This is a genomic window from Acinetobacter sp. YH01019 (assembly GCF_013420285.1).
GTDB lineage: Bacteria > Pseudomonadota > Gammaproteobacteria > Pseudomonadales > Moraxellaceae > Acinetobacter > Acinetobacter gandensis.
Genome location: NZ_VOYM01000012.1, coordinates 50,020 through 60,276 on the forward strand (window position 1 = coordinate 50,020; position 10,257 = coordinate 60,276).

15 protein-coding genes are annotated in these 10,257 nt (G+C 37.8%); 13 read left to right on the forward strand and 2 right to left on the reverse strand.

Going from position 1 to position 10,257, the window contains the following annotated elements:
- Window positions 1-45: 45 nt before the first annotated feature.
- Entirely contained in the window at window positions 46-501 is a 456-nt protein-coding gene (locus FTT84_RS04990) for a hypothetical protein (RefSeq protein ID WP_005028529.1), read from the reverse strand.
- Window positions 502-698: 197 nt separating this feature from the next.
- On the opposite strand from FTT84_RS04990, the gene FTT84_RS04995 reads away from it, so the two are divergent.
- From FTT84_RS04995 to FTT84_RS05035, 9 genes are all read left to right on the forward strand, one after another.
- Complete coding sequence (locus FTT84_RS04995; protein WP_005006071.1) at window positions 699-911, forward strand: hypothetical protein; 213 nt, start codon at window positions 699-701, stop codon at window positions 909-911.
- A 69-nt stretch (window positions 912-980) separates the two neighbouring features.
- On the forward strand, window positions 981-1,739 hold the full coding sequence (locus tag FTT84_RS05000; RefSeq protein WP_005006069.1) for a Fic family protein: 759 nt from the start codon (window positions 981-983) through the stop codon (window positions 1,737-1,739).
- A 144-nt stretch (window positions 1,740-1,883) separates the two neighbouring features.
- On the forward strand, window positions 1,884-2,447 hold the full coding sequence (locus FTT84_RS05005; RefSeq protein WP_057694171.1) for a hypothetical protein: 564 nt from the start codon (window positions 1,884-1,886) through the stop codon (window positions 2,445-2,447).
- 43 nt (window positions 2,448-2,490) lie between these two features.
- Complete coding sequence (locus FTT84_RS05010; protein ID WP_005006061.1) at window positions 2,491-3,021, forward strand: hypothetical protein; 531 nt, start codon at window positions 2,491-2,493, stop codon at window positions 3,019-3,021.
- A gap of 250 nt (window positions 3,022-3,271) precedes the next feature.
- Window positions 3,272-4,114: a hypothetical protein gene (locus tag FTT84_RS05015; protein WP_033917490.1), complete on the forward strand. Its 843-nt coding sequence runs from the start codon at window positions 3,272-3,274 to the stop codon at window positions 4,112-4,114.
- 12 nt (window positions 4,115-4,126) lie between these two features.
- Window positions 4,127-4,441: a hypothetical protein gene (locus FTT84_RS05020; protein ID WP_024160757.1), complete on the forward strand. Its 315-nt coding sequence runs from the start codon at window positions 4,127-4,129 to the stop codon at window positions 4,439-4,441.
- Window positions 4,442-4,513: 72 nt separating this feature from the next.
- Window positions 4,514-4,990: a hypothetical protein gene (locus FTT84_RS05025; protein ID WP_005006052.1), complete on the forward strand. Its 477-nt coding sequence runs from the start codon at window positions 4,514-4,516 to the stop codon at window positions 4,988-4,990.
- 175 nt (window positions 4,991-5,165) lie between these two features.
- On the forward strand, window positions 5,166-6,263 hold the full coding sequence (locus tag FTT84_RS05030; RefSeq protein WP_005028536.1) for a phosphohydrolase: 1,098 nt from the start codon (window positions 5,166-5,168) through the stop codon (window positions 6,261-6,263).
- A 157-nt stretch (window positions 6,264-6,420) separates the two neighbouring features.
- On the forward strand, window positions 6,421-6,759 hold the full coding sequence (locus FTT84_RS05035) for a hypothetical protein (RefSeq protein WP_005006049.1): 339 nt from the start codon (window positions 6,421-6,423) through the stop codon (window positions 6,757-6,759).
- 69 nt (window positions 6,760-6,828) lie between these two features.
- Here FTT84_RS05035 and FTT84_RS18225 read toward each other — a convergent pair whose 3' ends face one another.
- A complete protein-coding gene (locus FTT84_RS18225) occupies window positions 6,829-7,326 on the reverse strand; it encodes a cold shock domain-containing protein (protein ID WP_087554211.1) in 498 nt (165 codons plus the stop codon).
- 152 nt (window positions 7,327-7,478) lie between these two features.
- Between FTT84_RS18225 and FTT84_RS05045 the strand changes: the two genes are divergently transcribed.
- From FTT84_RS05045 to FTT84_RS05060, 4 genes are all read left to right on the forward strand, one after another.
- The gene (locus FTT84_RS05045) at window positions 7,479-7,913 is read left to right on the forward strand and encodes a DUF6573 family protein (RefSeq protein WP_005006045.1); all 435 of its coding nucleotides are present in this window, start codon (window positions 7,479-7,481) and stop codon (window positions 7,911-7,913) included.
- Window positions 7,914-7,985: 72 nt separating this feature from the next.
- Entirely contained in the window at window positions 7,986-8,474 is a 489-nt protein-coding gene (locus FTT84_RS05050) for a hypothetical protein (protein WP_005006043.1), read from the forward strand.
- Between the two features lie 200 nt (window positions 8,475-8,674).
- Window positions 8,675-9,205: a hypothetical protein gene (locus FTT84_RS05055; RefSeq protein WP_005028543.1), complete on the forward strand. Its 531-nt coding sequence runs from the start codon at window positions 8,675-8,677 to the stop codon at window positions 9,203-9,205.
- Window positions 9,206-9,425: 220 nt separating this feature from the next.
- Window positions 9,426-10,067 carry a hypothetical protein gene (locus tag FTT84_RS05060; RefSeq protein ID WP_033917500.1) on the forward strand — a complete coding sequence of 214 codons (642 nt, stop codon included), beginning with the start codon at window positions 9,426-9,428 and terminating at the stop codon, window positions 10,065-10,067.
- Window positions 10,068-10,257 lie beyond the last annotated feature (190 nt).

A 10,257-nucleotide genomic window follows, 5' to 3' on the forward strand; every position in this document is an offset into this window, starting at 1 on the left:
CCTAAAACGGCGTTAACAGATCTATGTAATATTTAGCCCTTAAAACTATTGGCAAGTATCTGAATAACGCTCAGCACTTCCAAAGAATGATTTACCCTGATTGTCCACGATGTCTACATACAGATCTGGTTTAACTGGAGCATTGGCGAATACAGAGCAATAAAACGGATGAATCTTTTCATTCACAAAGCGGTTTAAAGAGTCAGTTTCATCAGAAGAGTATTTATCTGCAGTTTTGCTAGACATCTGAACGTTCATATTAAAGTGTTTTGAATACTTCACTTTTTTAAGTACCGCACCAGTTTCAATCTGGTACGGTGTTTTAGTGTTAAGTAAACGCTCAACTTTACGTTTGTTTTCAGCAGTAGGAGAAAGCGCAACAGCAGATTTTAAGCTGTTTGTATTCAGGTTATTTAAAGAACTATTAGCTAAAACAGCGCACGACATAGACACTGAGATTATTGCAACTGCAAATAGTTTTAGTGTTTTGAATACGTTCATGTTTAACGACTTTCCTGTATATACTTAAATTATATACTTAATATACGATATTTGATTTTTTTGGAATTTTAATCTTATTTGATTTTGTTAATCGGTATATACCAATAAGATTGTTTATACGCAATTTAGCAAGAATCGCCCCCTTGTTTGGGGTTACAATTATTGTAATTTACAGATTGTTGATACAGGAAACCGATATGTCTGAAGAAGTAAAATACGAAGACCGTGTACGTGCTGCATACCGTTCTGCTCAAGGCAATGTAGCTCAAGAGTTCTCCCCTCACATTGTTAAAGCATGTGAAGCATCATCAAACGCACGTATGGAGCGCTTAGCAACTGGTCAAACAACATTTGACGAGGAAGAAGCTGCATTGATGAAGAAATGGAATGCACTTAAAAACAAAGCCTAATGATCGCGAATACAACCTAATCTAGCTTACAGCGGATTACCAAACCCAATCACTCATAAGTAGAACAATATGGACGATAAACTTGAGTTTTATTTAGATGCGAAAGACATCTTATCTCAACCTACCAGTTGCCAAGCGCAAGGCGACTATAAAAAGGCACTGGAAAAAGAAATCACGGAACATCGAATAGCGAAAATGGAAATTTCGCCGTTACGTGGCAATTACGATCTCGACCACCTCTCTAAAATCCATGAAAAAATCTTTGAGCATATTTACGATTGGGCTGGAGAAGTGCGTCTGGACGACATTTCTAAACGTGCGATCGACCCGAACGGTAATTATGAAATCGGTCATTTCCTAGATAAAAACCTGATCCCTGATGAACTGAATAAGTTCTCACAGGCGGTTAAAGAAAAAGACCACCTGAAAGGTTTGGACAAAGACCAGTTTGTGCAAGAGTTCACTCAGCTTTATGCCAAGTTAAATGAAGCTCACCCTTTTGAAGAGGGTAACGGTCGCGCTGCTAAACTGATGATGAACCAGCTGGCGAATGATGCTGGTTACACCATGGTATATAGCAAGGTCGCCGTATCAGATTGGAACTATGCGTTTAAACGTTCACTGACAGATCAAGAGCTTTATGTCGGTGAAAACTATGAAAACCTAGAACCGATGGAACAAGACCTCTCTTACCTTTTAAAAGTCATGGACAATATCATTGAACCATACGATCTAGTCCTGAAGCTTGAAAATACTGAAGAACAAGAGCAAGAACAGGAAAATGACCAGGATAAATCAAATGATGATGATTCACCGAGTTACGGATAATTAGATTAATCTGTATACGATAGCTTTTAATTGATTAAAAGATTCTTGAAAAAAGAATCTTTTTTTTGAGAAAAATTTATAATGAAGTGACTCAGATTAAAATAAAACCTTAGGAAAATATTGTCCGAAACTTGGAGATGAATAATGAATAACGCAGCACATCAATTTGCAAATAAAGTGGTCGCTCAATACCAATTTACAAACGGAAGTGATTCAAGTCTGAATCATTTAATTATCGGCAACAGCACCGCAGAAATTATCGACACCTTAATTTATATGCTTTTCTCAAGCCATGCTGAAACCTATGACGATGGCGTTGTTTGGTTTAAATCAGTGGACGCAATTAATGTTGAGAAGTCTTACATTACTTACAACAGTCGAGAAAGCTGCATTTTTGCTTATTTTGTGTTTGATAAAAATCCATTAATGCTGAAAACAACCGCATTGCATATTGATAATGTTTGTTACTTTGGATGTGAAAGTGACACCACCAATAAAACCATCGAATTTTTAGAAAAATTCAAAGTTCGTGTATCCCTTGCTAAAGAGTGCCACAAGTTCAAATTCAATACTGAGCATCATGAAACCTTGATGCATGAAACCATCAAAACCTTAAAAACTATCTATGAAGAACATAACGACATGGATGCCGAAAAGTTATCTCAACACCATGACACAACTCATTTAGTTAACACATTTCTTGCTTAAACGTACACCATACAATAAACAAAACCCGAAAAAGGATATAACAATGCTATTAGGCGCTTTAAAACAATCTCTAAGCTCAGTCATCGACATGAACCGCTACACCGCCCTTTGCTCACATGTGGAGGGTGAAAACTTGCCGTTATGCGCTCAATTTCGTGTACTTAAATATATCTTTGGTGTGCATGGTCTAAGCGCACTTAAAAATTACAAAGAAGTTGAACACATTGACGAAGCCTTTTTGAAAAAACACTTCCTACGCATGATGAACTATGACTTTGAAGCAGTCATATACCTTGCTATGGTCGGCATGCGCGAACTTATCTTAGAAGCTGATGCTTTTGACCATGACGGCGAACAAAACACCCAAAATGAGCTTAAACAAGCATTCCAATACGTTTCAGAAAATGACGTTCGTAATTTTGCTTATGTCACTCACATGGGCTATTCAGAAAAGTATTTCAACTGGAATATCATTCGCCACCAGTCTAAAGATGAAGCGGATAATCCCCTCACCTTTTGGTTATTTAAGAATGCAATGTATTCACTATTTTTCAACTTAGCCAATCGGGAATAATGCCCCAACTCATTAAGAGTATTTAAGTCCGAACTTAAGTACTCTTTTTTTTGCATTAGAAAAATAGACCGGTATATACGCTGTCTAAGCATGGCTTAAAACGTATACGATGATTTTAATTGATTAAAATATTTTAAATATCCTTTACGTGTTTTAGGTCGGTTAATTAATTCCAATAAAGTTATTCATTAGTATTTTTTAAATAAAATGACTCTATCGAAAGCAATTGCTTAAAACTTGGAGTCCTCTAATGCATCAACTAGATAAGCTAAATCATTTAAAAAATATCATCAAGCAAGTACCACATGAACGTTTTGATCTGGATTTATGGCGCACGATACCTGGTACCGACAATATGACTTTTGCTCAACTTATAAATAGTGATGCTAATTGTTGCGTTATAGGTTGGGCGACAGCTGATGAAACATTTAAAAGACTTAACTTCATGATGTTAGACGGCGTTCCCCTTTATGCACCATTCCGTGCGAATACTGGTGAGCCATTCACTTATGAAGAACTCAAAACAAATGTTGTTTATCGCGGTTCTGAAGCAGTACGTGAGTTTTTTGGACTCAATTATGAAGATGTCGATCATATTATTTTTGAGAGCAATTACGCTTTTGAAGACCCAATCAAAGACGAGATTATTGATCATATCAACCATGTTATTGATCGTGTAAACATCCGTCCACAAGACCTTGACCATTTGTTATCTAGCTCAATTGTTGCACTGGATAAAGAAGTCCGTGAGTTCACTTTAAATGATGATGAAGTCCGTGAAATATCTGTTGTGGTTGATTGCTTCAATAAGTTTTTCCCCGATGGTGCTTATCTTGAGTTTGTTGCTACGGTCAACGTACCAGGTGATTGTGATCCACTGGAATACATCGCCAGCAATTACAACATTAAAGAGCCATTAGCTTTCGTTCCTAAGCCGAATGAAGCATTAGAAGAATATCTGGAAACATACCCGATCGAACATCTCATGCATAACTGGCAAGAGGATTTCATTTCGCCGTATGACGAAATCATTAATCAACGTTTAACGCATATCGCATTGCAAAATTTAAATAGCGCAAAAGTAGTTCAATAAGGAAACCTACCCATGACAATTGAAAATCCGCAACTCGTCAGTGCCATCAACGAACTTGGCTTTTACTTGCCACAGCAAGTACAACAGATACCGAACACCACAGAAGCCGGTTTTCGTGTGTATGTGATCGATACAGCAAAACATACCAACATCGAGGCACTAATTAGTGCTATTGAGAATGTCAGTATCACTTCACAGCCCTTTTCTTTTCAAGATGATTACGACATGGGCGTGTTTTTTGAGGGATTTAGTTTCTTCTTGCCTATGCTCATTACACAAGACAGTGATGCACCTTTACCACTGTTCTTAATTCAACTGGATTTGTAAGTCCAACAGCGGTACGTGCGCCAGTATGTACCGCTACCCCTTTTGGCACACCGCCTAAAACTTGGAGCAGATATGAACAAAGCAACGACCGTTGAGCGTTTAGAAAAGCTGATTGAGCTAGTGATCGAGGTCATTCCTGATGAAAGCTTTGATTTCGACATTTGGCGTGATTATGACGCAAGCCATACAGAACAACACACCGATTTCTTTTCAGGTTTCACCACTGAAGAATTGTTAGATAAAAATATTGTAGGATGCCTGATTGGTTGGGCTACGTCTGTCGAGTATTTCCAAAATCTAGGTTTCAATTTTCATGGTTCTGTTGGGCCAATCTTCATGTATGAAAAAATACTCAGCAATGAAGAGCTAAAAGATGCGCCTGTTGTCACTGTACCAGTCGTTTACCAGTGGAAAGCAGTACGTGAGTTTTTTGGCATCACTCAGGAAGATGCTTTGGTGATGTTTAGCTATGACAATTACGACCAGGCCAAAATTGATAAGGACACAATGATTCGATTTATTGAACGCATCATCCAAAAATATAAGTAACCACCGAAACGGCGCAATGCCGTTTTGCTAGGCGTTATAACCGCTTACGATGGATTTTATTTGATTAAAATATCTCGATATTTTTAAATTTTGAGAAAAGTTTTCCCCTGGTACACCCCTCTATACTTAATCCATAGCAAGCAAGGCACAAAGCCTTAAATCTGGAGTAAGTCGAATGAATACAGCGCATAAGTACGATGATCAAGTCATCATCCCCACAATAGCCGGGCAACTGGAGTTGCTGTCTGGTACCGATCTAAACAAAGAACTGGCTGAGCATGTTTTTCATGAAGCACCAGACATCGATCTAAGTATCTATGACATTTTTATTGTCTGCTTAAGTGGCGGTAAGGATTCGATTGCAGCGTATTTACGCTTACTGGATGCTGGAGTAGATAAAAGCAAAATTGAGCTTTGGCACCACAAAATTGATGAAGAAAACCAGCCGTTCATGGATTGGGTGTTCATGGAAAACTATACCAAAGCATTCGCTCAGGCATTCGACACACCATTGTACTTCAGTTGGCTCGAGGGCGGTTTCCTTGGCGAAATGCTCAAAGAAAACAGCTACTCAAAACCCCACTTCGTAGAAACACCAGAGGGCTTAATTAAGCTTGAACGCGATAACAACCGCAGTAAACCAGGCACACGCTTGAAGTTCCCACAACAAGCAGCCAGCCTCATGACGCGCTGGTGTTCTTCAGCGTTAAAGATCGATGTCGGACGCAGAGCATTGAACAACCAAGAACGTTTTGACGGCAAGAACATTTGTTTTATCACTGGTGAACGCCGTGAAGAGTCACCAAACCGCAGTAAGTACAACCAGCTAGAACCGCACCCATGCGACCGTAGAAGCGGTAAGAAAGCAAGACGCGTTGACTGGTGGAAGAACGTGCTTCACTTCACTGAAGAGCAAGTATGGGCGTTACTGGAGAAGTACAAGGTTACGCCACCAGTGCCATATCGCTTAGGTTGGGGCCGTAGCTCATGCATGACCTGTATCTTCAACAGTCCTAAAATCTGGTCAACCATCAGCACCTACTACCCTGAACGCGCTCAGCTGATCGCTGGTTATGAACAAAAGTTTGACTGTACGATCAGTCGCTCAAAGATCGATGTCGTCAGTCTGAGCAATCGCATTGAGCCATTCGACATTCAGGATATGGAAGCACTGGTACAGTCCAAAATTGAAAGTTATTACCTACCAGTGTTCACGGATAACTGGACGGTTCCACCAGGCGCATTCAACAAGGAGGGTTGTGGATCGCTGTAAATTAGGGTGCCATTTGGCACCTTTTTAGGATGAAAACCGCAAGCGATGTTTTTTAATTGATTAAAAATGGTTTGGAATAATTTTGTTTTTGAATAAGTTTTTGACACCACCTGTCAGCATAAAATGATTTTAAACCAATCAATATGAGATGATGTTTATGACAACTTTAAACGAAACAATGCAAAAGTTCTGTAAAGCTAAGGCAATGATGACCTATTTAATGTCTGATGATCCTATCATTGATGAATCTGTCAGCCGTTACGAAAATTGGGCATTGGCTTATGACCTTTTGGTGAGTATTGGACATCTGGATCTAGAACAAGTTGAGCAGATCTGGAATGAAAAAACCCATACCAATTTTACGCTTTGGGGTGTAGTTGGTGAATGCTCAATAGAAGAAATTGTATCGTATGTGACAGAAGAATATGACGCTCAAGCTGTCACACTGGCGCAGATTAATGAATTACAAGACGGTAAAACACTGGCAGAAATCTAAAATCAACCTAAGGAATGAGTTATTAATTAAGTATTAATAGCTCATTTTTTATTGTCTGAAACTATACAACTACCACCTTGAATCATTTTCACAGGCATCGCCATCGCCGTCACCATCCATCATGGTATCTGGGCAGTTTTTCACAAACCAATCAGCTTCTTCTTTAGATCGCATTTGAGAGCAATGCTTACGACCATCGCATTTATAGGCTACTGGCTTTTGATATATAGCATTTGTAGTTTGATTATCTTTATATAGATATTTCTTTAATTGAATGCTACCTGGATATGCCACCCCAATAGCTATGCTAATAAAAATTATCCATAGATATATTGGCAATGGTTTTTGCTTGTCTTGCGTTTGTTCATGGTCGGAATAGTAAACATGGATTGCCCTATTTTTATTTTCTTTTTTAACTACCTCGAAATAAACCTCTCGACCTGGTATTGGCTGTTCACCTTTCTGAAAATCCTTAATATGGAAAAATACATCACCAAAATTACTCGTGGATATAAAACCAAAACCACGCTCAATATTATAATTTTTAATTGTTCCTGTTAGTACCACCTAAAACCTCAAATATATATTAAAAGCTATATTAATTATAATTATTAAACCTGAATAAATACTATCTTTTTTTTAAAAAAAAGTTTTAAGGTTTATGGATTTATTATAATTAAAACATCAAAAGCAATTGCTTAAAACTTGGAGTAGCTATTATGAATAATTTTTTCGCTGGTGCTGAAGTCATCACTGTTTTTTCTTTACAAGACGCTTTAGAAGAGGGCGTGATTCTTTGCCTTAGCGATAAAGAAGAACATGCCAAAGATTGCAAACAGTTCTATAAGTTCCCTGTTTATATTACAAGCAACTTGTATAACAAGCACCTGACAGCTGCAAAAGCAATTTTTCCGAATGGTACGGAAGCTGATGCTGAAAAAATCAATGATTTAATGGGATATACCATCTTTGATATGTTGAACATGAGCGTTCGTGGTTCAGTTGCACTTAATGACCAAAGCGTTAAGTTTAAATATGCTCTACAAGATACACCGCATACCTTTTCTGACACCTTAATCACCAATATTGCTACGGTTGGGCCTGGCGTGAATGGTGAGCCTATCATTACTTTTATGATGCCTGAAGACCAATAAACACAACACCTAGCATTGACCAACCAATGCTAGGTTTTTTGAGATCCGAACGTTCATTGAGAGGTATTAAAAATGCAAATGGCTACTATGAAAATTGACAACCTTGACCTATTCGGCTTTGCAAATATGCAAGCAATAGAACAACAAAGAGAAAAAAACGAATTAAAACGTATAGAAACGATGAAGCTTGTCCGTTGTGACTGGTTTATCGCCGTGACATCTACTGGAGAGCTGTTTAAGTACAGTGAAAAAGTACCAGCTAAATATAAGGCGTTTAAAGGCATTAAATTATTCAAGTGCTGGAATGAAGCTACCGCGGATCTCGTGTTAAATGCCGTAAAAGGCGCAATCAAGGGTGATCATTACGAAATACCAGACGTTAAAAAAAGCAAAAAGTTTGCTGTTAATAGCTGGGTAAGAAACATTGATCTAAAGTTTCTACATTTGCCAGTCGGTCAACTCACCAACCTGTACAGGGAACATCAAGAGCGTTTAAGACTGAAGCGTGAAAAAGCCAGACTTAAAGAAAATGAAAACACGTATGACGTAGAACCGCACTAATCACACCCACCAGGAATAAGCACCCATAGCTTATTCCTTTCATAAGATGATGGCCGTAAACGGTGTTTTTAATTGATTAAAAATAACTTGAAATCATGAGCCTATCAGCCGAAATACTTTTACTGAAAAGTTATACAGGCCACATGCACCGATATAATGAATACATCAAAGCTCATTGCTTAAAACTTGGAGATACGACAATGCAACTACAAAAATTTAATACTGGTACTGCTAATGTGCGCCACTTGCTACAAAGCTTCACCCAAGCGTATGACGGTTTACCAAGTTGCGTCATCAATGTGATTGGCTTAGCAACCAAAGCAGATCCGCAGTTTATTTTTAACATTGAACTGGATGTCGTTTTATTTCACCAACATAAGTCACAAGCCTACTGCATTGAAGTCAATGCACCGTTACAGGTTCAAGCCATCGCAGACGCTCACGAATCATTTAGATTCAGTCCTGATGATTCTCATGCATTGATTGAGGGCGAAGTCATGGATGTGGCGATAAATTTACAACACCAAGCCATTAATGACATGATTCAATATGATTTGCTGTCAGATGCAGAACTGGAAAAGTTCAATACATGGAATAAAGGTTTCGCCAGTGCATTACTGACTGAATGTTTTGAAGATGTCGCAGATTTTAATGCGCTGCATAGCTCACATTTTATGGCGAACACTGTTTATTTAAGACTGATTGAGTACTTTAAAAACAACCTGTCATAAGAAACCATTAAACAAATAGAGGGAGATCCAATAAAGGTCTACCCTCTTTTTTTATGCCATTAGATTTAATGACGTATACGATGTTTTTTAATTGATTAAAAAAATATTGAAATTTTTCATTGCCAGTTCCATAAGTAATTTGAGAAAAGTTTTTAAGGGATATTTCACAGATATAATTAATTCATACCTAAGCAATTGCTTAAAACTTGGAGTTGAAGATATGAAAAGCGTACTTGATTTTTTTACAAACCGTTCTAAAACATTAAACATTATTGTGAATCCTGAATTAAATACAGGTCATTCCCTTGCTGATTTTTCGTATAACGAAGAATTGCATCAAGACCTTAATGTATTAACGGTTATTCCGCGTGATCATTACGGAAACTTTCTATCTTTAACCCTTGATGATTGGGGCGTGATTACTTCAAAAGTTCAATTCCCTGAACATCTTGATTTTAATCAATTACTCAGCATTTTTTGGGAAACACAACCCATTTTAGTTGTTACTGACATCGCACGTTCAGAAGTGCATGACAGCGACTTTTTTCAACAAAGCTTGGTCAAGCAAGTCAATCTTGCATATAGCCGAGATATTGCCAGTGAATATGCACCAGAAGATGTTCACTACATCTCTCAATCTTTTGATTTAGATAAGCTGATGCGTTGCGGTGTATATCTGCAAGGTCATTGCTATTCAGCTCATGATTTCGTCATTAACAACCATAACCTATTTGAAAAAGACAGCTTGATTGTGCCTGTTTTTAACATCCACTCGACACAAAAAGAACTGCAACAATTTTTAGTATTTGATCTGCAAGGTAAGTTTTTGGATTGCGTTGTTGGCACTGAAGTTTTGTACTAAGGAATATTGATCATGTCTAAAAAATACTTATTGATTGAATTGAGCTACGAAGCACCAAACAACAGAGATGGATCCGTAAATTTGAACAACTCCTATAAGTGATATTCTGCTCCTCAAATGATGTTATAAACATCAATATATGGAGTATTTTATGGCACGTAGACCAAGAAGAAATCATTCAAATGATTTT

Bases quoted from the DNA above. Each gene is read 5' to 3' on its own strand.
- FTT84_RS05000 (WP_005006069.1), top strand. From the start codon at position 981: ATGGACGATAAACTTGAGTTTTATTTAGATGCGAAAGACATCTTATCT.
- FTT84_RS05035 (WP_005006049.1), top strand. From the start codon at position 6,421: ATGACAACTTTAAACGAAACAATGCAAAAGTTCTGTAAAGCTAAGGCA.
- FTT84_RS05025 (WP_005006052.1), top strand. From the start codon at position 4,514: ATGAACAAAGCAACGACCGTTGAGCGTTTAGAAAAGCTGATTGAGCTA.
- FTT84_RS05020 (WP_024160757.1), top strand. From the start codon at position 4,127: ATGACAATTGAAAATCCGCAACTCGTCAGTGCCATCAACGAACTTGGC.
- FTT84_RS04995 (WP_005006071.1), top strand. From the start codon at position 699: ATGTCTGAAGAAGTAAAATACGAAGACCGTGTACGTGCTGCATACCGT.
- FTT84_RS05055 (WP_005028543.1), top strand. From the start codon at position 8,675: ATGCAACTACAAAAATTTAATACTGGTACTGCTAATGTGCGCCACTTG.
- FTT84_RS05030 (WP_005028536.1), top strand. From the start codon at position 5,166: ATGAATACAGCGCATAAGTACGATGATCAAGTCATCATCCCCACAATA.
- FTT84_RS05010 (WP_005006061.1), top strand. From the start codon at position 2,491: ATGCTATTAGGCGCTTTAAAACAATCTCTAAGCTCAGTCATCGACATG.
- FTT84_RS05050 (WP_005006043.1), top strand. From the start codon at position 7,986: ATGCAAATGGCTACTATGAAAATTGACAACCTTGACCTATTCGGCTTT.
- FTT84_RS04990 (WP_005028529.1), bottom strand. From the start codon at position 501: ATGAACGTATTCAAAACACTAAAACTATTTGCAGTTGCAATAATCTCA.
- FTT84_RS05005 (WP_057694171.1), top strand. From the start codon at position 1,884: ATGAATAACGCAGCACATCAATTTGCAAATAAAGTGGTCGCTCAATAC.
- FTT84_RS05045 (WP_005006045.1), top strand. From the start codon at position 7,479: ATGAATAATTTTTTCGCTGGTGCTGAAGTCATCACTGTTTTTTCTTTA.
- FTT84_RS05060 (WP_033917500.1), top strand. From the start codon at position 9,426: ATGAAAAGCGTACTTGATTTTTTTACAAACCGTTCTAAAACATTAAAC.
- FTT84_RS05015 (WP_033917490.1), top strand. From the start codon at position 3,272: ATGCATCAACTAGATAAGCTAAATCATTTAAAAAATATCATCAAGCAA.